The sequence below is a fragment of the Enterobacter sp. IF2SW-B1 genome (assembly GCF_001743375.1).
In the GTDB taxonomy this organism is placed as follows: Bacteria; Pseudomonadota; Gammaproteobacteria; order Enterobacterales; family Enterobacteriaceae; genus Enterobacter; species Enterobacter bugandensis.
The window spans coordinates 26,779-49,074 of record NZ_MJAA01000004.1 but is presented as its reverse complement, the minus strand read 5'-3'; the positions used below and the strand labels follow the sequence as shown (position 1 = coordinate 49,074).

Sequence of the window (22,296 nt, the reverse complement as noted above, 5' to 3'; positions counted from 1 at the left end):
CCTCGTTGTGGGTGCTCTCTCTGTCTGGAGAGCCTCCTTTCAAGCATAGATCAACGTGTTAAAAAGCGTGCTGGCGCAGAAATTTTTTCTTTGCGATTTCCCGTTTTTGATACGGCAAAAAAAGCGCACTCATCAGAATTTTATGCTGGTTAAAAATAAAGCTCAGCAGGAGATCCCAAATTACCCCTGTCCCCTGATGCTGGGGGATGTGTGAGGTAAGTCACCATAAAAAAGTCGTATGTTGAATAATATTTTCAACTAGGTTATCAATCTGTAATTAGATGATTGTTCTTTTGCTCATAATGGAGTGGCTATGCGTGTTGTCATACTGGGAAGTGGTGTCGTTGGCGTAACCAGCGCCTGGTATTTAAGTCAGGCGGGACATGAGGTTACCGTTATCGATCGTGAATCCGGCCCGGCGCTTGAAACCAGTGCGGCAAATGCCGGTCAAATCTCTCCTGGCTATGCGGCCCCGTGGGCGGCGCCCGGCGTGCCGCTGAAGGCAATCAAATGGATGTTCCAGCGCCACGCGCCGCTGGCCATCAGCCTTGACGGCACGCAGTTCCAGCTGAAGTGGATGTGGCAGATGCTGCGCAACTGCGACACCCGGCACTATATGGAAAATAAAGGCCGCATGGTGCGTCTGGCGGAATACAGCCGTGACTGCCTCAAAGCCCTGCGCGCGTCGACGGGGATTGAGTACGAAGGCCGTCAGGGCGGCACGCTGCAGCTGTTCCGCACCGAGCAACAGTATGAAAACGCCACCCGCGATATCGCCGTGCTGGAAGATGCCGGTGTACCGTATCAGCTGCTGGAAGCCAGCCAGCTGGGGCAGGTGGAACCCGCGCTGGCCGAAGTGGCCCACAAGCTGACCGGCGGTCTGCGTCTGCCGAATGACGAAACCGGCGACTGTCAGCTCTTTACCCAGCGTCTGGCGCACATGTGCGAGCAGGCTGGGGTGAAATTCCGCTTTAATACCTCCGTCGACAAGCTGCTGTCGGAAGGCGAAAAAATTTACGGCGTGAAGTGCGGCGACGAGGTGATAAAGGCGGATGCCTACGTGATGGCGTTTGGTTCCTACTCCACCGCCATGCTGAAAGGCATCCTCGATATTCCGGTCTACCCGCTCAAGGGCTACTCATTGACTATCCCGGTGAAAGAGGAGAGCGGGGCGCCCGTGTCAACCATCCTGGATGAAACCTACAAAATCGCCATTACCCGCTTCGATAACCGTATTCGCGTCGGCGGCATGGCGGAGATTGTCGGCTTCAACACCGAGCTGCTGCAGCCGCGTCGTGAAACGCTGGAGATGGTGGTGGGCGATCTCTTCCCGCGCGGCGGGTTTGTGGAACAGGCGAGGTTCTGGACCGGCCTGCGTCCGATGACCCCGGACGGCACGCCAATCGTGGGCCGCACGCCATACAAAAACCTGTGGACCAATACCGGACACGGCACGCTCGGCTGGACGATGGCCTGCGGCTCGGGCCAGCTGCTGAGCGACCTGATTTCCGGGCGCACGCCGGCAATTCCGTTTGACGATTTAAGTGCTGCGCGCTATCAATCAGGATTTACGCCATCGCGTCCTCAGCACCTGCACGGCGCGCATAATTAAGGAGTAGTCATGTCCCGTCCTGTTCTGGCTCAGCTGGATCTGCAGGCCCTGAAGGAAAACCTGCAAATTGTTCGCCGGGCAGCACCTGGTTCGCGCGTCTGGTCAGTCGTCAAGGCAAACGCCTACGGCCACGGTATTGACCGTATATGGAGCGCGCTCGGCGCGACCGACGGTTTTGCGTTACTCAATCTGGAAGAGGCCATCCTGCTGCGCGAGCGCGGCTGGAAAGGGCCTATTCTGCTGCTGGAGGGGTTCTTCCACGCGGACGATCTGCCGCTGCTGGATAAGTATCGCCTGACCACCAGCGTTCACAGCAACTGGCAGATTAAAGCCATTCAGGATGCGAAGCTCCACGCTCCGCTGGATATTTATCTCAAGGTGAACAGCGGCATGAACCGCCTGGGCTTCCAGCCTGAGCGGGTGCATACGGTCTGGCAGCAGCTGCGTGGCCTGAAAAACGTCGGCGAAATGACGCTGATGGCGCACTTTGCCGATGCGGAAAAACCGGACGGCATTGCTGATGCTATGGTCCGCATTGAGCAGGCGGCTGAAGGGCTCGATTGTCCGCGCTCCCTGTCGAACTCGGCGGCGACGCTTTGGCATCCTGAAGCCCACTATAACTGGGTGCGTCCGGGGATCGTTCTGTACGGTGCATCACCCTCAGGCCAGTGGCAGGATATTGCCAACAGCGGCCTGAGGCCGGTCATGACCCTGCGCAGCGAGATCATCGGCGTGCAGACGCTGAAGGCGGGCGACACGGTAGGCTACGGCAGCCGCTTCCGGGCGAAGGGCGAGCAGCGGATTGGCATCGTCGCGGGCGGTTATGCCGACGGCTATCCGCGTATCGCGCCGACCGGCACGCCGGTTTGGGTGGATGGGGTGCGCACGGGCACGGTGGGGACCGTCTCAATGGATATGCTGGCCGTTGACCTGACGCCATGCCCGCAGGCGGGCATCGGTTCACCGGTCGAGCTGTGGGGCAACGAAATCAAAATTGATGACGTGGCGGCCGCGGCGGGAACGGTAGGGTATGAACTGATGTGTGCCCTGGCACCAAGAGTGCCGGTTGTGACGGTGTAACTTGTATCTTTGCCGGGTGACGCGAAGCCGCCACCCGGCAAAAAAACTACTCCGCGTCCTCTTCCATCGGCCTCAAACCGACCTTCCGCACCGCGTTATCTTCTTTTTCTGCCACCGTCCAGATCATCCCGGCAAACTCCACCTGGTCACCCACAACCGGCGCAGCGCCAAGCCGCTGCTGAATGATTTCGCCCAGCGTTTGCGGGTTATCACCGTCTTCTGCACCTTCATCCAGGCCATAAATGAGCGCCACATCCGCAAACTTGGCGCTGGCTTCCAGAATAAAATCGCCGAAGAAACGCTGGTCCAGCGCCACGGGAGGCGACTGGCTGAACAGCTTGCCCAGCGCGGGCAGGTCGCGCTCGCGGCCAATGACGCACAGAATATCTCCTTCGCGCAGGCGGGTGCTGCCGGTCGGGTGCAGCAGGACATTATCGCGGAACAGGGCGGCAATGCGCGTTTCAGTCGGCATGTGCAAATCGCGCAGCGAGGCCCCCACGCACCATTTATCGGCGCTCAGCTGATAGACGAACTGCTCCCACGGGTTTTCCGGGTGAATATCCAGCCCCACGCGGGAGACCGGCCAGCCTACGGGCGGCACCACCACTTTGGCCTTTTTAGCCGCCCACCCGAGCGACGTGCCCTGGAACAGCAGGGAAATCAGCACCACGAAGAACGCCACGTTGAAGAACAGCCGCGCGTTGTCGAGACCGGCCATCATCGGGAACACCGCAAGGATAATCGGCACCGCGCCGCGCAGGCCGACCCAGCTGATAAAGACGCGCTCGCGCAGGTTAAAGCCGCGAAACGGCAGCAGGCCTGCAAATACGGAGAGCGGACGGGCGAAGAAGATCATCCACGCCGACAGCAGCAGCGCCGGAACGGCGATCGGCAGCAGGTCCGACGGGGTCACCAGCAGGCCCAGCACCAGGAACATGCCGATTTGCGCCAGCCACGCCAGGCCGTCAAAGTTCTGCAAAATAGCATGACGGTTGCGAATAGGGCGGTTGCCCATCAGGAACCCGCAGAGGTAGACGGCGAGAATACCGCTGCCGTCCAGCGCGGTGGTGACGGCAAAAATGAGAATGCCGCCGCTCAGCGCCAGCAGAGGGTAAAGTCCCGAGGGCAGAGAAATGCGGTTGATCGTCTGCTGTAACAGGTATCCCCCCGCCAGGCCGATGACAATCCCCAGCCCGAACTGCTGCAGAATATGCAGGGCAAACATCCAGCTCAGGCCCGTCTCGTGCTGCTGGATCATCTCTATCAGCGTGATGGTCAGGAACACCGCCATCGGATCGTTACTGCCAGATTCAATCTCAAGCGTTGAGCCAACGCGTTCGTTAAGCCCTTTACCCCCAAGCAGGGAAAAGACCGCAGCCGCATCGGTAGAGCCAACGATTGCGCCAATCAGCAAGCCTTCCATGAGATTGAGATTGAAAAGCCATGCGGCCATCATCCCGGTGAGGCCGGAGGTGATCAACACGCCGACGGTCGCCAGCGACAGCGCAGGCCCCAGGGCTACGCGGAAGGAACTCGCCTGAGTGCGCATCCCGCCGTCGAGCAGGATCACCGCCAGCGCGAGGTTACTCACCATGTAGGCGAAGGGATAGTTATCAAAGGGGATACCGCCGATGCCGTCAACGCCGGCCAGCATGCCGATGGCCAGGAAAATAACAAGAATGGGTATGCCAAGACGCGATGAAAATGAACTTAATAAAATACTGCTGGTTACAAGTACAGAACCCAAAATGAAAAGGCTGATTATCGCTGCGGCATCCAATGTTCTCTTTCTCCCACCTCAATGTTAACGCTGTTACTAAAACCCTAACATATTAACAACGGCAACAGCGTTTTATTAAGGGGGTTTTTTATGCTTTTATGACCGGATGACCACCGATCGTTAACCGACTGCCCGAAACATCATGTGTAAGCGTCGCCTGCGCGCCCAGCGCAAGGGTAACGGTCTGCTGCTCATGGCCGAAATCCAGCCCGGTGATAACCGGAATATCCAGCCGCGAGCGGATGAAATCGACCATCGTTTCCAGGGAGTAGCCCGCATCATAGTCATTCGGGGCAGAGCCGCTGAAGCTGCCCAGCACGATCGCGGACTGGCGATCGAGAATACCGGCATGATAAAGCTGCAATAACATGCGCTCTACGCGGAACGGATGTTCGTTAATATCCTCCAGCACCAGAATGCCGTCCTTGATTTGCGGCATCCACGGCGTGCCGATGAGCGAGACCAGCATCGCCAGGTTACCGCCCCAGAGCTGGCCCTCACATTCCCAGTGCGGTCCATTGCCTTGCCATTCCACGCTGTAGGTGGGATTGCGCAGCGCGCGCCAGAAATGCTCCACGGTGAACGCGTCCAGTTCCGGCGCGCCGAAGTTACCGGCCAGCATCGGGCCGCTAAACGTGATGACGTTATGCAGCGCCAGAAGACCAAGCTGGATGGCGGTGAAATCGCTGTGGCCGCATATCAGCAGCGGATCCTGCTGCTGGCGCTGTGCCAGGCCCTGCCAGTCAATGCTCTCAAGCAGCCTGCTCGCACCATAGCCGCCGCGCACCGCAAGGACTATTCGGTTTTCGCCCTTCAGGTTCACCAGGCTATTGATATCATTTAGCCTCTGCGCTTCTGTTCCGGCAAAACGTTGCTGGCGGCGGGGGATAATTGTCTGATTTTCTACCTGATGGCCGGATTCCAGTAAGCGCTGAACGCCCCGCTGCGCCGCGTCCTGGTTAATACAGTAGCCCGACGGTGCGATGAGATGAAACTGAGACATGGCAATTCCTTGCTGAATGAGAAACTAATTGTCTATATCATGCCGCGTATACGCCGCCTGCTTCAAGGGCGGCGCACCGCGATGACCGGCTATAAGGATAGATGACGTGAAATTGAGATGGTTTGCTTTTTTGATTGTTTTGCTGGCTGGCTGTAGTTCAAAACATGATTATCAAAACCCGCCCTGGAATCCGGAAGTGCCGGTGAAACGGGCCATGCAGTGGATGCCGATCAGTGAAAAAGCCGGGAAGGCGTGGGGCGTCAGCCCGCGGCTGATCACCGCCATTATTGCGGTGGAGTCCGGCGGCAATCCCACGCTTGTCAGCAAATCCAACGCGGTGGGGCTGATGCAGCTGAAAGCCTCTACGGCGGGGAGAGAGGTCTACCGCTATATGGGCTGGAGCGGCCAGCCGTCGACCAGCGAGCTGAAGAACCCGGAACGCAACATTTCTATGGGGACCGCTTACCTGAGCATTCTGGAACACGGCGTGCTGAAGGGCATTGAGGATCCGGAAGTGATGCAATACGCGCTGGTGGTCTCGTACGTGAACGGCGCCGGGGCGCTGCTCAGAACCTTCTCCTCTGACCGCAAAGAGGCGATTGAGGAGATCAACGACATGGACAAAGATGAGTTCGTCGAGCATGTGGCGAAAAATCATCCGGCACCGCAGGCGCCTCGCTATATCTGGAAAGTACAGAAAGCGATGGATGCCATGTAATGCCGCAAACGGGCGGCGCTCGCTGCCCGACTTTTCCTACAGAACCTTATTCGCACGTTCCCGTGCTTCCCGTTCCAGCGAATAGATAATGCGCTGCAGCTCGCGCTCCGCGCCGGGCCCGACGTTCAGAAAACGGAAGCTCAGACGCGGCGTGGTAATCGTTTCATTTTTGCTGTCCACCAACGTGCGCTCGCTGATGGCAATCAGCTGTGCATCGAAATAAAAGCGGCCCCAGCCCGCCATATCCAGTTCTATTTGCGTGAACCGCATGCCTTCTACCAGACCCTCCGGCTTCGGGGTATCCATCAGCGCGCCCATTCCGCCCAGCGACAGGTCAAAGAGACGGAAGCGGATCTCTTTTTTGTCCGGCATTTTAGCCTTACAAAAATAGGCAGGATGAAGGGGGGCGCTGATGCGGAAATATTCACGGCGCTGGACAAACCAGAGGTTGCCAGGAAGGGGGGTAACAAAAGCCGGAAGTCCCTGGTATTCGCTCAATTCCAGTCGCGGCAGGACAAATTCCACTTTGGCCCCATGGGTTTCGGCCATGACCACGATATTCTCTGCTTTCAGCGCCGCGCGGTTTTCATACTCCAGGCTGCCCAGGTCAATAACCAGCCTCTCCTGCGAGACGTCAAGGATCTTGCTGATAAACTGATTATTCGACCAGCTGATGCGCAGCGGCACTTCGCCTTTTTGCAGGTCGCGTAATACCCCTAATACAGCCAGCGGATTTTGCTTGAGGAACTGCTCACTGTAATGACTCACGCCGGATGGCTCCTTGATTGATGACAGACTGTCTTAGCGTTATCGGCAATCCACCCTCAAACTTAATACAAACCGGTGAGATTTTTTTACCGTTGTCCGCAGGATAAGTCGGTGAGACGAAACTGGTTTTCCGGTGATGACCTATACTTAAGTTAGCTGTGCAGAAGGTTTTCTGCACATGCGTTTAATCTGCAAGAGGGCATTGCTATGGGTATCATCGCCTGGATTATCTTTGGCCTTATTGCCGGCGCTATCGCAAAACTGATCATGCCGGGAAACGATGGCGGCGGCTTTATTTTGACCTGCGTACTCGGGGTCGTTGGTGCGGTTGTAGGTGGCTGGCTGGCGACGATGTTTGGTTTTGGTGGTGACATCAGTGGTTTCGACATGCACAGTTTCCTGGTCGCTGTCGTGGGAGCCATTGTCGTGCTGGGCATATTCAGATTACTGCGACGAGCATAAAATGACAGAACGGCTCTCTGCGGAGGGCCGTTTTTTTTGCCGCTATATTGATTTGCTAATCTAAATGATAATAATTGTCGTTCCGTATTGCATGTAATAACAAGACGACATTATGAACTCCTCACGTTTTACGTTATGCACCCTGGCGGGTGCCGTCACGCTGGCATTGCAGGTCCAGGCTTTCGCCGAAGAATCAACCATTGTCGTCACGGGCTCAGAGCAGGGCAGCGCGCTGCCGGCCTGGACCAACAGCGCCACCAAATCGGCCGTTGCCGAAAGTAAAACGCCGCAGGTTATCAACACGCTCTCTGCGCCGGAGATCGAAAAGCGTCACGCGAACTCCGTGAATGAAATCCTGCGCTATGCCCCAGGCGTCTCAACCGAGGTGCGGGGGAATACCTCCTATATGAGCGAATACAAAATTCGTGGCTTTACCGTTGATCAGGAGTTTTACAACGGACTGCAGCTACCCTATAACGTCACCGGCAACACCAAGGCGCGCATCGATCCGCTGTTAATAGAGAGCGTCGATATCCTGAAAGGGCCTTCATCGGTGCTTTACGGCGGCGGTTCGCCGGGCGGGCTGGTAAATATTCAAAGCAAAAAGCCGCAGCGGGAAGCCCGAACCGAGGTCGGTTTTAACACCGGGAACCGTAATCTGAAAGAAGGCTACCTCGATTCGACCGGACAAATTGCCGACAGCGACTGGAATTACCGCCTGCTGGGTAAGGCGACGGAGAATAACGATCAGCCGCACACCAGCCGCTATGAAAATTATCTGGTCGCCCCGTCCGTTACATGGCAACCCGACAGTAAAACCCGTCTCACCCTGGATGCGCTGGCGCAAAACTCCCCGAGCCTGACGCCGTCTAACCCGCTGCCGCTCGCTTATCTGCGGTCCAAATATGCCGATCGCCGGGATTACGCCGGAGATGAGTGGAGCGGGTTTAAGCAGCGGCAGTGGATGCTGGGCTACAGCTTTGAGCATGAGTTCGACAGCGGCTGGGGCTTTAATCAGAAAGCGCGCTATTTCGACGTCGATACCCACCAGAACAGCGTCTACGCGACGGGAACGGGAAGTGAGGTCTATCAGCTTAACCGCTTTGCCTATACCACCGATGAAGATCTTAAGAGCTTCAACATCGACAACCAGGTGACTAAAACCGTTGCGCTGGGCGACTGGAAACACCATCTGCTGGCCGGGTTTGACTATCAGAGGCTGAACTCCCATTTCCACTACCGCTACGCGTCGACTACGCCGGGCATGGATATGCGTAATCCGGACTATTCGCAAATCCACGAAAGCGCGCTGGGGCTTTACACCGCCCAGAAAAACCGCCTCAGCTACCAGCAGAACGGGTACTACCTGCAGGATCAGGTGGAATTTGGCGGCTTAAGTCTGTTGGGCAGCCTGCGCTACGACGATTACCGCTCCGTCACCACCGATTACCTGCAAAACGGCGATAAGGCCTGGGTATCGCAGGATCGCGTTACCAAACGCCTGGGGGCACTTTACGCCTTCGATAACGGTATTTCGCCTTTTATCAGCTATTCAGAAGGTTTTGCACCGGTCTCGCCGCAGGGGACGCTCACGGCGAAAGACGTCAAGCCAACCACCAGCAAGCAGGTTGAAGGCGGGGTAAAATATCTGCTGGCAGAGTACGCCACGACGTTTACCGCCTCGGTGTTTAACATCCGGCAGAAAAACGTCGTCACCTCCGACCCGGGCTTCCTGAACTACCGTCAGACTGGTGAAGTGGAATCCAAAGGCGCGGAGCTCTCCGCCATCAGCCGCCCGACGGACAACCTGACGCTGATTGCCAACTATGCCTACACCCACGTAATTAATACCGAAGATGATAAATACCAGGGCAAGCGTCCCACTCAGGTGCCGGAAAATGCGTTCAACCTGTGGGGGGACTACACCTTCGAGAGCACGCCGCTGAAGGGGCTGATGCTGGGGGCCGGGGCGCGCTATACCGGGCCGATGGAGATTTCACCGTCTAACGATGCGGGTAAGCTGGGGGGCACCACGCAGTACGATCTGGCGGCGTCGTACCGGATGGGCGAAATTCTGCCTTCGCTGGCGGGGCTGACGCTTAAGGCAAGTATGCAGAACATCACCAATAAAGAGACGCTGACCTGCTACGATGCGACTAACTGCTGGATTGGGCGTGACAGGACGTATCAGCTAGGGGCGAGTTACAGCTTCTAAATCCCTGTGAGTTCAAAATGAAGGCCGGGTAAGGCGTAGCCATCACCCGGCAATACTCCCTTACTGCGCCGAAGCTTTCACCGGCGCAGCCTCATCGTTCGCCGCAGGCTGATTTTCCGGCACGCTGTCGCACGGTTTCTCTTTCGGACAAACCAGATCCAGCATTTTCAGCGTCACGCCGTTACTCCAGCCGAACCCATCCTGGAGCGGATATTCACCGCCGCCACCGCCGGTACCGGTAGAAGAGACATCATATTTCTCCACCAGCTTCTTCTCGCGGTCATAAGTGTGCTGAACGTTCTTCAGGAAGCGCCAGGTCACGTCCATTGCAACCTTATCCTGCCCATAGTTCTGCAACCCTTCCGTTGCCACCCACTGCAGCGGTGCCCAGCCGTTTGGCGCATCCCACTGCTGGCCGCTGTTGATGGTGGTGGTGGTAATACCGCCCGGCTTCAACAGGCGTGCGGAGGTGGCCGCGGCCACTTTATCGGCGCGATCCTGTGCCGCCGCCTTCACGTAGAGCGGGAAGAGGGCCGCCGCCGTGAGCTGGTTGCGCACCTTCTTACTCTTGAGGTCGTAATCGGCGTACCAGCCCTCTTTATCGTTCCACAGGTGGCGCTCAATGGCTTTTTGACGCGCGGTTGCTAATGCCTCGTATTTACTCGCCGCCGCACTGTCGCCCGCCTCCTGGCCTGCTCGCGCGAGCAGTTTTTCCATTTTAAACATCAGGGCGTTCAGATCGACGGGCACAATGCTGGTGGTGCGGATGGTGCCGAGCTTTTTCGGGTCGTCCATCCAGCGGGAGCTAAAGTCCCAGCCCGAGGCCGCTGCGGAGCGCAAATCGCGGTAGATTTCCGTCGCAGGCCGGTTAGGGTTGCTCTTCGCCGTGGTGATATCGTCAAGCCAGGACTCCGGGCGCGGGGTATCGCGATCGTCCCAGTAGCGGTTGAGTACGGAACCGTCATCGAGCTTCACCACGCGCTGGTTAGCCTGCCCAGGCTGAAGGCTTTCTACACCCTCCATCCAGTAGGTGTACTCTTTTTCCATTTGTGGACGGTATTTTTTCAGCGCGTCTTTGTCATGCGTCGCCAGCAGCTCAACCATCAGTGAGAAGAACGGCGGCTGGGAGCGGCTCAGGTAATAGCTGCGGTTGCCGTTGGGGATATGGCCGAAGGTATCAATCTCATACGCAAAGTTATCCACCATATCGCTGATTTTGTCCCAGTGGCCGCTCTCCGCCAGGCCCAGCATGGTGAAATAGCTATCCCAGTAGTAGACCTCGCGGAAGCGCCCGCCGGGCACAACGTAAGGTTTCGGTAACGGCAGCAGGGAATCCCATTTGTTACTGGCTTTATCCGTGGTGCGCGTCAGCACAGGCCAGAGGTCGTCAATGTGCTCACGTAAGCTTTGTCCCGCAGGCGGCACATATTTTTCACCTTCCGCAGGCAGCGTGAAGTTCATCTCCACAAAGTGGCGCAGGTCAAAGCTTGTCTGGGTGTGCTGCATCCGGTAATCCGCCAGAATCATCAGCGGGTCGCTTTTGGGAACGGCATCGGCAAAGGTTTTCTGATCGGGAAACAGTTTGGCACTCTGCACGTCGTTAAACAGAGGGCCAAGCAAAATATCGGGTGAATTTTTCTGGTAGGCTGGCTGTTCTTCAGCATAACCCATCGTTGCTACACCGAGCAGCGCGCCTCCCAGCGCGAGGTGCAAAAGAGCAGGGCGTAAAGTACGAGGTCTTATCATCGGTTCGTCTCCTGTATTCCTGAACAGCGTGACCGCTGTTATCAATCACCTGAAAACCTTAGACGAATATTGCCCGCTTCGCGTGTTGAATATCCCATTTTGCGCAGAACCAGACAATTTACCGCTTCGCACGCCCTGTCCGGAAGGATTTGTTGTGAAACAAAAAACATAATAGAACCCAAAAGGCTATGTAGTCGAAATAGCGATGCTCCCTATTTGCGTATTCACTTTTATAATCAGGATGGATTTTATGAAATTAAAAAAAACGGTAATACTGATAAGTGCATTTTATTCCGGCGCTTAGACAGCAGCAGGCGGCACCCGCCGTTGTTGTGCAGTCCGAAGAGCCGGTGAGCAAAGCCGAACCGCCAAAGCTGACGCTTTCAGGGTTTGGTGATATTAAATTTTATGGTGACGTGGAGTTTAATATAGATGCCGCCAGTAAAACAGGCAGTCTGACCTCCATTAAGCAAAGCACTAATAGCGACCGGGCGCCGGGATATAAAGAACGCTGGGATATTAACGGGCATAATTTATGAGGTTTTGATGGTTATCGAAAAAGGGATAACGGCAATTTTGCCGGATTTTCCGTTCAGCCTCTCGGCGGGAAAATGTATCTCGATGATGCGGTATTCTTCTTCGGTTCTGTGAACGACGGGGAAATTAAAGTCGGACGATCTCTACAGCGACGGCTACGGGTTTACTATGACCTGGGACGGGCTTAAAACCGATCCGGAGAACGGCGTGGTCATCAACCTCAACACCGCTTACCTGGACGCGAAGGGCGAGTACGATATTCATACCATCCATACGATCTGATCCCGAACGTACTGAAGATGAAAAACTTCAATATCTATCTGGGCGCGTATGCGTCCTGGGTCAACGCTTCCCCGAAAGCGGGCGATAAGAAAAACGACGATCGCTACGGTGGCCGCGTGCGCTTTAAATACTCTTTCTGATGCCAGCCTGCCGGTCAGACCTCTTCCGGGGCCTGGCCGGCTTCCCGCAGCGTGCCCGGCGCATGGCCAATGATGCGCTTAAAGGCCCGGCTAAACGCCGCCAGCGATCCGTAACCCAGCCGCAGGGCGACCGTTTCAATCGGCTGATTTTCGTGACGAATGTACTGAATCGCCAGCCGCATTCTCAGTTCGCTGAGATACTTTGCCGGGGTCGTCCCCGTCGCGGCCAGAAACCGTTCGGCAAACACGGAGCGTGAGGTGCCCGCTTCTTTCGCCAGATCCGCCACGCTCCAGTTCAGGCTAGGCTGCTGGTGCATGGCGTAAATGGCCCGGCTCAGGCGCGGGTCGCGTAAAACCTGCACCCAGCCGGTGGCTTTACCGCAGCCGCCCTCAACCCAGCCGCGCACAATTAACGCCGCCACCACATCAGCCAGCCGGGCAAGGATCCCGGCGAACCCGGCCTGACGGGTCATGGATTCTCGCTCCATCGCCGCCAGTAGCGGATGAATTTCCGGCCAGGTGGACATCAGCCGGCTGACCATCATCACTTCCGGCATTGCTTTGATCAGCGGCTGCATCCCGCCGAGCTCAAAATCCATACACCCGCTAAAGATGATGGTGTTCTCGCTCTCCGGACAGGGCTCGCAGGTAATTGCGCACACCGAGCCGCAGATAGGTTCGCTCGGAAAAGCGTTCACCGGGGTAATGGCTGCCTGCGCGTCAGAGAGCAGGGCGTGGGCATTCCCGCCAGGAATAAACAGCGCGTCGCCGCCGCTCAGTTCGAAGGTCGCACCGCTCTCCATACGCAGCAGGGCGCTACCGTGGCTCACAAAATGGAACTGCGCCTTACCGGGCGCCTGGTGGAACGCCACGCCAAACGGCGCGCTGGCTTCAATCCGTCGGTATTTCACGCCCGACAGGCGCATGCCGCGTAAGAGTTCGCTGATCAAATCGGGGGACTGAACGGTCATGGCGCAACTCCGGACGAATAATCAATAAGTGGAGATTATATGTCATAGATCGTCCACGGTGAACCCTCTATGCTTTTGCGACAGTTGTCACATTTTTATAACGGGAGAACAACAGATGAATTCATGTGTCGTGGTGAGAGAGGCCGTGGCGCCTGCCAGACCCGCCTGGCGGGCCGTCTATTCACTGGGGCTGGGCGTGTTTGGGTTGATAACGGCTGAGTTCCTGCCAGCCAGTTTGCTGACGCCGATGGCCGCGAGTCTGGGCGTCAGCGAGGGCATGGCCGGGCAGGCCGTCACCGCCACCGCGCTGGTGGCGCTGGTCACCGGGCTTCTGATTACGCCGGCGACCAAAAGTATCGACCGTCGCTGGGTACTGATGTTTTTCTCCGTGCTGCAAATCATCTCCAGCCTGCTGGTGGCCTTTGCGCCTACGCTGCACGTCCTGCTGATGGGGCGCCTGCTGTTAGGGGTCGCCATCGGTGGCTTCTGGGCGATGTCGACGGCCACCACGATGCGCCTGGTTCCGACGGATAAAGTGCCGAAGGCGCTGGCGGTGATCTTCTCCAGCGTGTCGATTGCCACCGTGGTTGCTGCCCCGCTGGGGAGCTATCTGGGTAGCCTGATCGGCTGGCGCAACGTCTTTGTGCTCTGCATACTGCCGAGCGTACTGGCGCTGCTGTGGCAGATCTGGGTGCTGCCGTCCATGAAGCCCGAGAGCAGCGGTAGCCTCAGCACGCTGTTCCGCGTGCTGCGTCGACCGGGCATGATCGGCGGCATGCTGGCCACTATTCTGATCTTCAGCGGCCATTTCGCCTTCTTTACCTACCTGCGCCCATTCCTGGAAACGGTGGGGCAGGCGAACGTTGAGACCATTTCACTGATCCTGCTGGGCTTTGGGCTGGCGAACTTTGTCGGTACTTCCGTTGCCGGACATCTGCTGGCACGTAATCTGCGCCTGACGCTGGCGCTGGTGCCGTTCGCCATGGGCATACTGGCGCTGACGATGGTGGCGTTTGGCCATCTGGCAATGCTGGACGGGTTCCTGGTGGCGCTGTGGGGCTTTGCGTTTGGCCTGGTTCCGGTGGGCTGGTCAACCTGGCTTGCCACCACCGTTCCGGATGAAGCCGAAAGTGCAGGGGGGCTGCTGGTGGCCTCAATCCAGCTGGCGATAAGCGCCGGTGCGGCCGGGGGCGGGGCGGTATTTGACCTTAACGGTGCCAGCGGCGTATTCGCCGGAAGCGGGTTCCTGCTGGTGACGGCGATGGTGATTGTGTTGATGGGCGTGAAAGTGAAAGCGGAATGATTTTTTGCCGGGTGAGCGTTCGCGCCACCCGGCTCCAGGCTTACAGCCCTTTCTTATCCATGAGCACCGCCAGATCCACCAGGCGGTTAGAGAAGCCCCACTCGTTGTCATACCACGCCAGGATCTTCACCATGTTCCCGCCAATTACCAGCGTGGAAAGCCCGTCGATAATGGAGGAGCGCGGGTCGCCCTGGTAGTCGCTGGAGACCAGCGGTTCATCGCTATAGCCCAGGATCCCTTTCAGAGGCCCGCTGGCGGCCGCGTTGCGGAACGCCTCATTCACCTCTTCGGCGGTTACGCTACGGCTGAGCGTTACCGTTAAATCCACAATCGACACCACCGGCACCGGCACGCGCAGGGAGTACCCGGTCAGCTTGCCGTCCAGGGAGGGGATCACTTTGCCCAGCGCTTTCGCCGCGCCGCTGGAGTAAGGCACAATCGACAGCGCCGCCGCGCGCGCGCCGCGCAGATCTTTTTCCGGCTGGTCGTGCAGCGCCTGGCTGTTGGTGTAGGCGTGCGTCGTGTTCATCAGACCATGCTCGATCCCGAACTGCTGATGCAGCACCTGAGCCGCCGGCGCCAGACCGTTAGTGGTACAGCTCCCGTTACTGACGACCACGTGCTGAGCCGGGTCGTAGCGATCGTGGTTCACTCCCATCACAACCGTCAGATCGTCATTTTTGCCGGGCGCGGAGATGATGACGCGCTTTGCGCCACCCTGCGTGACGTGCACCGCCGCTTTTTCCCGATCGGTAAAGAAGCCGGTGGCCTCAATTACCACGTCAACACCAACATCGCGCCACGGAATATTTGCCGGGTCGCGTTCGCTAAACACCACAATCCGCTGACCGTCCACCTGCAGCGCGCCGTCAGCCGCTTCAACGGGCGCGGGCAGTTTGCCCAGAAGGGAATCATGTTTCAGCAGGTGGGCGAGGGTTTTACTGTCCGTCAGATCGTTAATGGCCACAATCTGAAGATCCGGGTTACCCAGCGCCGCGCGCAGGAAATTACGTCCGATACGGCCGAAACCGTTAATACCGACCTTAACCATGGTGCACTCCTTATCTCTGTTGTCTGGAGTCACTGTAGGCGCAGGGCCGGTTGGCGTAAACGACAAAAAAGGATCAGATTACGCCATCTTGCGGCAGTGGAAGCGCTGGCGGTACTCGCCCGGCGTGAGGTGGAGCTGTTTCTCAAATACGCGGCGCAGGTTAATGCTGGTGCCAAACCCGCTTTGCTCGGCAACCCGCTCAAGGGGATCATGGGTCTGCTCAAGCAGCTGTCGGGCGGCGGCCAGGCGCGCTTCCATCACGTAACGGGCAGGCGAGACGCCCGCGTCGCGGGTAAAAACCCGGGTGAAATTGCGCGGGCTCATCGCCACCTTTTCGGCCAAATTTTCCACGCACAGGTCGGCGGTGAGGTTCTGCAGGATCCAGGTTTGCAGTTCGCTGATAGGCCCCGATGCGCCAGGCTGCTGCAGGCTATAGCGGCTGAACTGCAGCTGTCCGCCGGGGCGACGCAGATACATCACCATATCCTGCGCCACGTCGCGGGCGAGGGTAAATCCGTAGTCGTCTTCCACCAGCGCCAGGGTCAGATCGAACCCGGAACTCACGCCGCCGGAGGTCCAGATGGGGCCATCCTGAATATACAGCGGGCCGCCTTCGACATGGATAGCCGGGTACTGGGCTTGCATCGTCTCCAGCAGCCGCCAGTGGGTGGTTGCGCGGCGGCCGTCCAGCAAGCCGGTCTGGGCAAGCAGCATCGCGCCCCCGCAAATGGAGGCGACCCGCCGGGCGTGCGGGGCAGCGAGGTGCAGCCAGTCCACCACCGCCGTGCTCTCCTGCTCGTTGATCCCGCGTCCGGTGATGATAATGGTGTCCAGCGGTTCGCGCGGATCCAACTCCGGCAGACGATAGTCCGCCAGCAGGTTCAGGCCAGACTGGCCGTGGATCACCTGGTGGGGCTGCGTGGTGGCAATGATGATACGGTAGCGGGGCTGGGTAAGCCCTTCCGGATGCAGCCGGTTGGCCTGCATCAGAATGTCGGCGATACCGGCGGCCTCAAACAGCATGCCGCCGTCAGGTACGATAATTAATATTTTCTTCATGTCCTGAAAAGTACCTTTACCACAGAATAAGTCAAGCCGGGCGTGACCCTGCGTTTCCGGCAAAGCAAAGCGATTTAAGTTCTTTGTCATTTCAGGCGTTATCCCCGATCGTCAGAGCATTGTCTCTGGCGAAACGGCATCTGAAGGAATGAGTAAACGAAGCTCCCTCTATTTACATCCGCAGCAGCGCAATCACATCCACCGACTTGCATCTGGGGTTCTGTGGCGAAGTGAACTCCCTACGTGGCTGCTGATCGTCATTATCTATACCGGCTGGTTTTCCACCCTAACATTCTGGCAAACGCTCGGCCTGCTTCCCGCCACGCTGCTGCTTATCTGGTTTACCGCCTGGTACATGTCCCTGCAGCACGAGCTGATCCACGGGCATCCCACCCGTTTTGCCCGGCTTAACCAGCTGTTTGGCACGCTCCCGCTGGCGGTCTGGTATCCGTATGGCCTGTACCGGGATTCCCATCTGGCCCATCACCGTCACGATAGCCTGACCTTTCCGGCGGATGACCCGGAGTCGTACTATTTCACCGAGGCGAGCTGGGCGCGCTTTTCCCCGTGGCAGAAGCGCCTGATCCGGGCCCGGAATACCTTTGCCGGGCGGCTTCTGCTGGCGCCGCTGCTGGATATCGTCCAGACGCTGGGCAGCGCCGGGGCGGCGTTTCGTGATTTTCACCTGCGGGCGATGGCGATGTGGCTGGTTCACGCTCTGCTGCTGGCGGCACTTTTCGCGTGGATGGTGCATCACGGCTTTTCGCCCGTCTGGTTTGTGCTGGCGGTAAGCTATCCGGCGCTGGCGCTGACCAAGGTCCGCTCGTTCTACGAACATCGGGCGGCGGACGATCCGCTCGCGCGCTCGGTCATTAACGAGGCCGGGCTAGTCTGGCGGGTGCTGTTTTTGAATCTCAACTACCATTCTATTCACCACGATTTACCGGGCGTTCCCTGGTACGGGTTGCCGACGATCTATCGGCAAAACCGGGAGGCGTACCGGCAGCGTAACCACGGCTTTGTGGTCCGGGGCTACGGTGAATGGCTACGCCAGTTCTGGACCCGGCCAGTGGAGGTCACCGTCCATCCCGGAAAACAACAGGAGGAGAGGTATGAGTAACCTGCTGGCGTTTCCCATGTACGCCGTGGATCGCGGCGATACCCGCGCGCTCTGGCTGGCGGTGCAGCATCTGCTGGCCGCGCGTGGCGTGCCCGTCGGTGGTGCTCCCGGCTGGCCGGAATCTGACCTGCTGGCCCACTGGCAGCAGCCTGAGCTTATCCTCAGCCAGACATGCGGCTACCCGCTGGTGACGCAGCTCCCGGAGGTACAGGTGGTGGGCTGTTTTCACTACACCGCCGCGGGCTGCGAAGGGAGCCAGTACCGCAGTTTTCTGGTAGCGCGCGCGGAGGAAAGGCATCTCACGCTGGCGGATTTTCGCGGACGTCGGGCGGTTTGTAATTCGGAAGACTCGCAGTCCGGCTATAACGCGCTGCGAAAAAAGGTGGCACCCCTGATTGTTGACGGGCCATTTTTCTCACAAACGTCCTTCAGCGGCAGCCACCGTCAGTCGCTGATTGATGTGCAGCGCGGGAAGAGCGATATCGCCGCCATAGACTGCGTGACCTGGGCGCTGCTGGAGCGTCATGAGCCGGAACGGCTTGCGGGGCTGGCGGCGTTCGATCGAACGCCGCTGACGCCAGGGCTGCCATTAATCACGTCGCGACGCACGTCCCCCGAAACGCTCAGCGCCATTCGCGATGCGCTGCGCGAGCTGGTGAGTGCGCCGGAATACCGGAAGGTCTGCGCCGCGGTGCTGATCGGCGGTTTTAGCGTGGTGTCGCGCCAGGCTTACGCCTCCTTGCCCGCGTGATAAATCGCCTGCGCGTCGGTAAAACAGCGCAGCGCCAGCGAAGAGACGGGTTTCTGCCTGCGCATAATCAGGCCGATGGGAGCCTCAATGTTCGCGTCGGCGATGGGGACAATCCTGAAAGTGCTGTTCAGGGCTTCCAGCCCGTTATTCAGCGGCATCACGGCGCAGCATACGCCGCTCTGAACCGCCTGAATGATCTGGAACGTGGAGTCGCTCTCAAAAACGGCCGTCGGTTCGATGCCAGCAGCTTTAAAGCTGGCCTCCATATGCGCCCGGTAGTGCATCCCTTTGGTCAGGAACCCCAGCGGAAAATCCGTCAGGTCGTGCCAGGTCAGCGTCTCCGGGGTAAGCTGGAAATGACGGGTGTCGTGGAGCAGCCCCATCTTCGTTTTAGGAAGCTGAATAATGTCAAACAGGCTGGTGTCGATGCTGTTCAGGTAGCAAATCCCCAGCTCAAGCTGATTGCGGCTGACGCCGTCGGCAATCTGCGCCGAAGACATAGAATAGAGGCTGTAGGTCAGCTCCGGGTACTTTTGCGTAAGCAGGCGGATAAAGATCATCGGATCCACGCTCGCCAGCGGCACCATCCCCAGACGTAATTCTCCCACCACCTGGCCTTTACACAGCGCGGCTTCCGCCTGCAATCCGTCGTGCGCGGCAAGAAGCGCGCGCGCCCATGCGAGGATGCGCTCTCCCTCCGGCGTAAACCCTTCAAAACGCTGCCCGCGCACGATCAGCACCAGCCCCAGCTCCTCTTCCAGGCTGCGGATGCGCATGGAGAGGGTCGGCTGGGTGATGTTGCACCGCAATGCCGCTTTACCAAAGTGGCGGGTCTCGTCGAGCGCGAGTAAATATTTTAACTGTTTTATGTCCATCACTCTTCTCTGCGCGTAAAGCCTTACAGCATGCGGATCTCTTTCGAGCGCAGGGTAATGCGAACCGGAACCGATTTATACGACGGCGTACCGCTGTCCTTATCGAGATAATCGAGCGGCACCAGCACGTTGGCCTCCGGGTAATACGCGCCGACGGAGCCCGGGGCGATGTTGTACGCCACCACCGTAATATCTTCCAGCCGCTGCGCGCTGCCGGGGAGGGCGGTTTCGATATCCACGCGATCGCCGTGTTCCAGCCCTGACTGCGCCATATCTTCTTCGTTCATAAACAGCACGTCGCGGCGGCCAAATACGCCACGGTAGCGATCGTCCAGGGCGTAAATGGTGGTGTTGTACTGATCGTGGCTGCGCAGCGTGATCAGGCGCAGCACATGCTCGCCTTCACCGCTGGCGTTTTCCTGTACGCCGTCGAAAACCGAGAACATCGCTTTGCCCGTTGCGGTCGGCCAGATACGCTGTGTCGGCGGCAGCGGCATGCGGAAGCCGCCGGGAACACGGATCCGCGCATTGTAGTTCTCAAAGCCCGGAATGGTCTGCTCGATCAAATCGCGGATGCGGTCGTAATCCTCGACCAGCGTCAGCCAGTCCACGCGTGTTTCCGGCAGGGTAGCCTTTGCGAGGCCAGCGACGATGGCAGGCTCCGAACGGAGCAACGGCGAGGCGGGTTTCAGCTTGCCGGAGGAAGCATGCACCATCGACATGGAGTCTTCGACGGTGATGGACTGACGGCCGGTGGCCTGCATATCCAGCTCCGTGCGGCCGAGACACGGGAAAATAAAGGTCTCTTTGCCCACCAGCAGATGGGTACGGTTCAGCTTGGTCCCGACGTGCACGCTCAGATCCAGGTTACCCATCGCCGGGAAACCGTTCTCGTGGTCGGGCATCGCGACGGCAAAGTTACCTCCGAGGCAAATGAGCGCTTTTGCGTGACCGTCGATCATGGCCCGCGTCGCCTGCACCGCATCGTGTCCGTGACGTGAAGGGGGCTCAAAGCCAAACACCTCTTTCAGGCGGTTCAGGAAGGCCGGGGCAGGCTTCTCGCTAATCCCGACGGTCCGGTTTCCCTGAACGTTTGAGTGGCCGCGCAGGGGGCAGATCCCCGCGCCGGGCTTGCCGATATTCCCGCGCAAAAGCAGCAGGTCAGCAATCAGGCGGACGTTCGCCGTGCCTTTATTGTGCTGGGTAATCCCCATTCCGTAAGTAATGATGGTGGCGTTTGATTTGGCATAGGCCTCGGCCACCTTTTTGAGCGCCGCCTGGCTGAGCCCCGACTCGCGCTCAATGTCGTCCCAGCGGGTCTGCGCGATATCGGCGGCAAAATCTTCAATACCCCGGGTGTGTTCTGCAATAAACGCGCGGTCGAGCACGTCACCGCGTTCGGCCTCCATCTCCAGAAGGTGTTTAGCAATGCCTTTCAGCGCGGCGGCATCGCCCCCGGCCTTCACCTGGAAGTAGGTCGAGGCGATGTCCGTAGAGCCATAGGTTGCCATTTCAATCACGCTTTGCGGGTCGGCAAAACGTTCGAGGGCGCGTTCGCGCAGCGGGTTGAAAACGATAATCGGCACATTGCGACGCGCCAGCTCGTGCAGGGTACCCATCATTCGCGGATGGTTGGTGCCGGGGTTGTGACCGATGGAGATCACCAGCTCAGTCTTGTCGAAATCGTCCAGCGAGACAGTGCCTTTCCCAATTCCGATGGAGCGCGGCAAGCCGACGCTGGTGGCCTCGTGACACATATTCGAGCAGTCCGGGAAATTATTGGTGCCGTACTCGCGGGCGAACAGCTGGAACAGATACGCCGCTTCGTTGGAGGCGCGCCCGGAAGTATAGAACTCGACCTGGTCCGGTTCGAGCCCGCGCAATATTTCCCCGATGCGTTGAAACGCCTCGTCCCAGTCGACGGGCCGGAAGGTATCGCTGGCCCGATCATAGCGCAGGGGATGCGTCAGACGACCGTAACCTTCCAGCTCAAAGTCCGATTTAGCCAGCAGCGAGGAGACGCTGTTTTTCGCCAGAAAATCGGGCGTCACGCGCTTACTGGTCGCTTCCCAGGTTACCGCTTTCGCGCCGTTCTCGCAGAACTGGAATGTCGACTTGTGCTCTTTATCGGGCCACGCGCAGCCGGGGCAGTCAAAACCGTCCGGCTGGTTGGTACGCAGCAGCGTCGCGGGAGCGTCCAGGGTATCCATTTGGGTACGTACCGCAATGGCCGTCGCCTTCAACGCGCCCCAGCCGCCGGCAGGACCATCGTAGTGTCTGATACCGGGAACTGAGCGTCTTTTCATGTTCATACTGACTCCTGACGTGTTTGGTCGCGCAACGGCTGGGTAATAAGCAAAAGCAATGACTGGCGGAGATGGAAATCCACGCGGTTGAGTTACGGCTCTTGCCTGTAATTATCTTTATAACAATGAGTTAAAAATGTTGGCATGCAACTATTTAAAGAAATTATAACGAAATTTTATCATTTTAATAATAAATTGTATCTATCATCCGGTAGGCAGGATAGATAGCATCGAGAGAGAAAGCATGTAGCGCAGGTAAAATTTCGAATGAAAGAGACGGCCGCTCAAAAGTGGAAACATGGCGGATGACAGGCGTTGTAGCCACGTCGGTATTCGAAATAGTGACGAGAAGGTTTACTCAGGCTTAATGATTAACGGAAATGTATAATCACTTACAGGGTTATTATCACAACATGAAATATAAGTTATTTTGAGTCGTGAAATTAAAGGCGCAGTCAATAAGTTAAATAGTGATGGTGTCGTCAGGTGATGCGGCAATATTAAACATACCCTGTTA

General features: G+C 58.0%; 17 protein-coding genes and 1 pseudogene. 9 read left to right on the top strand and 9 right to left on the bottom strand.

The genetic code is table 11. The features are described from left to right. Positions 1–313: 313 nt before the first annotated feature. Together A6013_RS10185 and dadX are read left to right on the top strand one after the other, a co-directional pair. Positions 314–1,612 carry a D-amino acid dehydrogenase gene (locus tag A6013_RS10185; RefSeq protein WP_069733012.1) on the top strand — a complete coding sequence of 433 codons (1,299 nt, stop codon included), beginning with the start codon at positions 314–316 and terminating at the stop codon, positions 1,610–1,612. A 9-nt stretch (positions 1,613–1,621) separates the two neighbouring features. Next, positions 1,622–2,692: a catabolic alanine racemase DadX gene (gene dadX, locus A6013_RS10180; protein WP_028013513.1), complete on the top strand. Its 1,071-nt coding sequence runs from the start codon at positions 1,622–1,624 to the stop codon at positions 2,690–2,692. A 46-nt stretch (positions 2,693–2,738) separates the two neighbouring features. Here dadX and A6013_RS10175 read toward each other — a convergent pair whose 3' ends face one another. Continuing rightward, entirely contained in the window at positions 2,739–4,472 is a 1,734-nt protein-coding gene (locus A6013_RS10175) for a potassium/proton antiporter (RefSeq protein WP_041909504.1), read from the bottom strand. Between the two features lie 88 nt (positions 4,473–4,560). After that, positions 4,561–5,475: a muramoyltetrapeptide carboxypeptidase gene (ldcA, locus tag A6013_RS10170; protein ID WP_028013511.1), complete on the bottom strand. Its 915-nt coding sequence runs from the start codon at positions 5,473–5,475 to the stop codon at positions 4,561–4,563. 106 nt (positions 5,476–5,581) lie between these two features. On the opposite strand from ldcA, the gene emtA reads away from it, so the two are divergent. Beyond that, positions 5,582–6,193, top strand: coding sequence for a membrane-bound lytic murein transglycosylase EmtA (emtA, locus tag A6013_RS10165; protein WP_028013510.1), 612 nt, complete (start codon positions 5,582–5,584; stop codon positions 6,191–6,193). Positions 6,194–6,229: 36 nt separating this feature from the next. Here the strand turns inward: emtA and A6013_RS10160 are convergent, their stop codons facing one another. Beyond that, positions 6,230–6,961, bottom strand: coding sequence for a flagellar brake protein (locus A6013_RS10160; protein ID WP_069733011.1), 732 nt, complete (start codon positions 6,959–6,961; stop codon positions 6,230–6,232). Between the two features lie 207 nt (positions 6,962–7,168). Here A6013_RS10160 and A6013_RS10155 point away from each other — a divergent pair, with 207 nt between their 5' ends. Continuing rightward, positions 7,169–7,423, top strand: coding sequence for a GlsB/YeaQ/YmgE family stress response membrane protein (locus A6013_RS10155; RefSeq protein ID WP_028013508.1), 255 nt, complete (start codon positions 7,169–7,171; stop codon positions 7,421–7,423). A 112-nt stretch (positions 7,424–7,535) separates the two neighbouring features. After that, positions 7,536–9,638 carry a TonB-dependent siderophore receptor gene (locus A6013_RS10150; RefSeq protein WP_069733010.1) on the top strand — a complete coding sequence of 701 codons (2,103 nt, stop codon included), beginning with the start codon at positions 7,536–7,538 and terminating at the stop codon, positions 9,636–9,638. A 60-nt stretch (positions 9,639–9,698) separates the two neighbouring features. On the opposite strand, the gene A6013_RS10145 is transcribed toward A6013_RS10150, so the two are convergent. Further along, positions 9,699–11,384 carry an alpha,alpha-trehalase gene (locus tag A6013_RS10145; protein WP_069733009.1) on the bottom strand — a complete coding sequence of 562 codons (1,686 nt, stop codon included), beginning with the start codon at positions 11,382–11,384 and terminating at the stop codon, positions 9,699–9,701. 281 nt (positions 11,385–11,665) lie between these two features. Between A6013_RS10145 and A6013_RS10140 the strand changes: the two are divergent. After that, a pseudogene (locus A6013_RS10140) lies at positions 11,666–12,343 on the top strand (carbohydrate porin). A 14-nt stretch (positions 12,344–12,357) separates the two neighbouring features. Here the strand turns inward: A6013_RS10140 and A6013_RS10135 are convergent. After that, complete coding sequence (locus A6013_RS10135) at positions 12,358–13,314, bottom strand: AraC family transcriptional regulator (RefSeq protein WP_069733008.1); 957 nt, start codon at positions 13,312–13,314, stop codon at positions 12,358–12,360. Between the two features lie 115 nt (positions 13,315–13,429). Here A6013_RS10135 and A6013_RS10130 point away from each other — a divergent pair, with 115 nt between their 5' ends. Continuing rightward, complete coding sequence (locus tag A6013_RS10130; protein ID WP_048958993.1) at positions 13,430–14,617, top strand: MFS transporter; 1,188 nt, start codon at positions 13,430–13,432, stop codon at positions 14,615–14,617. A gap of 40 nt (positions 14,618–14,657) precedes the next feature. On the opposite strand, the gene gap is transcribed toward A6013_RS10130, so the two are convergent. Next, positions 14,658–15,668, bottom strand: a complete 1,011-nt coding sequence (gene gap / locus A6013_RS10125) for a type I glyceraldehyde-3-phosphate dehydrogenase (RefSeq protein WP_049138809.1) — start codon at positions 15,666–15,668, stop codon at positions 14,658–14,660. 78 nt (positions 15,669–15,746) lie between these two features. After that, positions 15,747–16,727 carry a GlxA family transcriptional regulator gene (locus tag A6013_RS10120; RefSeq protein ID WP_028013500.1) on the bottom strand — a complete coding sequence of 327 codons (981 nt, stop codon included), beginning with the start codon at positions 16,725–16,727 and terminating at the stop codon, positions 15,747–15,749. 148 nt (positions 16,728–16,875) lie between these two features. Between A6013_RS10120 and A6013_RS10115 the strand changes: the two genes are divergently transcribed. After that, positions 16,876–17,847 carry a fatty acid desaturase gene (locus A6013_RS10115; RefSeq protein ID WP_069733007.1) on the top strand — a complete coding sequence of 324 codons (972 nt, stop codon included), beginning with the start codon at positions 16,876–16,878 and terminating at the stop codon, positions 17,845–17,847. After that, positions 17,840–18,598 (top strand): phosphate/phosphite/phosphonate ABC transporter substrate-binding protein, encoded by a 759-nt coding sequence (locus A6013_RS10110; RefSeq protein WP_069733006.1) that lies wholly within the window; start codon positions 17,840–17,842, stop codon positions 18,596–18,598. The genes A6013_RS10115 and A6013_RS10110 overlap by 8 nt, the downstream gene beginning before the upstream one ends. On the opposite strand, the gene A6013_RS10105 is transcribed toward A6013_RS10110, so the two are convergent. Both A6013_RS10105 and A6013_RS10100 read right to left on the bottom strand, forming a co-directional pair. Next, a complete protein-coding gene (locus A6013_RS10105) occupies positions 18,577–19,473 on the bottom strand; it encodes a LysR family transcriptional regulator (protein ID WP_063437361.1) in 897 nt (298 codons plus the stop codon). The two genes, A6013_RS10110 and A6013_RS10105, sit on opposite strands and share 22 nt — an antisense overlap. Positions 19,474–19,496: 23 nt before the next feature. After that, a complete protein-coding gene (locus tag A6013_RS10100; protein WP_069733005.1) occupies positions 19,497–21,785 on the bottom strand; it encodes an FdhF/YdeP family oxidoreductase in 2,289 nt (762 codons plus the stop codon). Positions 21,786–22,296 lie beyond the last annotated feature (511 nt).

Excerpts from the sequence above, each read along its gene's own strand:
- A6013_RS10100 (WP_069733005.1), bottom strand. The coding sequence starts at position 21,785 with ATGAACATGAAAAGACGCTCAGTTCCCGGTATCAGACACTACGATGGT.
- A6013_RS10130 (WP_048958993.1), top strand. The coding sequence starts at position 13,430 with ATGAATTCATGTGTCGTGGTGAGAGAGGCCGTGGCGCCTGCCAGACCC.
- A6013_RS10135 (WP_069733008.1), bottom strand. The coding sequence starts at position 13,314 with ATGACCGTTCAGTCCCCCGATTTGATCAGCGAACTCTTACGCGGCATG.
- A6013_RS10110 (WP_069733006.1), top strand. The coding sequence starts at position 17,840 with ATGAGTAACCTGCTGGCGTTTCCCATGTACGCCGTGGATCGCGGCGAT.
- A6013_RS10185 (WP_069733012.1), top strand. The coding sequence starts at position 314 with ATGCGTGTTGTCATACTGGGAAGTGGTGTCGTTGGCGTAACCAGCGCC.
- ldcA (WP_028013511.1), bottom strand. The coding sequence starts at position 5,475 with ATGTCTCAGTTTCATCTCATCGCACCGTCGGGCTACTGTATTAACCAG.
- A6013_RS10145 (WP_069733009.1), bottom strand. The coding sequence starts at position 11,384 with ATGATAAGACCTCGTACTTTACGCCCTGCTCTTTTGCACCTCGCGCTG.
- gap (WP_049138809.1), bottom strand. The coding sequence starts at position 15,668 with ATGGTTAAGGTCGGTATTAACGGTTTCGGCCGTATCGGACGTAATTTC.
- A6013_RS10105 (WP_063437361.1), bottom strand. The coding sequence starts at position 19,473 with ATGGACATAAAACAGTTAAAATATTTACTCGCGCTCGACGAGACCCGC.
- A6013_RS10120 (WP_028013500.1), bottom strand. The coding sequence starts at position 16,727 with ATGAAGAAAATATTAATTATCGTACCTGACGGCGGCATGCTGTTTGAG.
- A6013_RS10150 (WP_069733010.1), top strand. The coding sequence starts at position 7,536 with ATGAACTCCTCACGTTTTACGTTATGCACCCTGGCGGGTGCCGTCACG.
- A6013_RS10115 (WP_069733007.1), top strand. The coding sequence starts at position 16,876 with ATGAGTAAACGAAGCTCCCTCTATTTACATCCGCAGCAGCGCAATCAC.
- dadX (WP_028013513.1), top strand. The coding sequence starts at position 1,622 with ATGTCCCGTCCTGTTCTGGCTCAGCTGGATCTGCAGGCCCTGAAGGAA.
- A6013_RS10155 (WP_028013508.1), top strand. The coding sequence starts at position 7,169 with ATGGGTATCATCGCCTGGATTATCTTTGGCCTTATTGCCGGCGCTATC.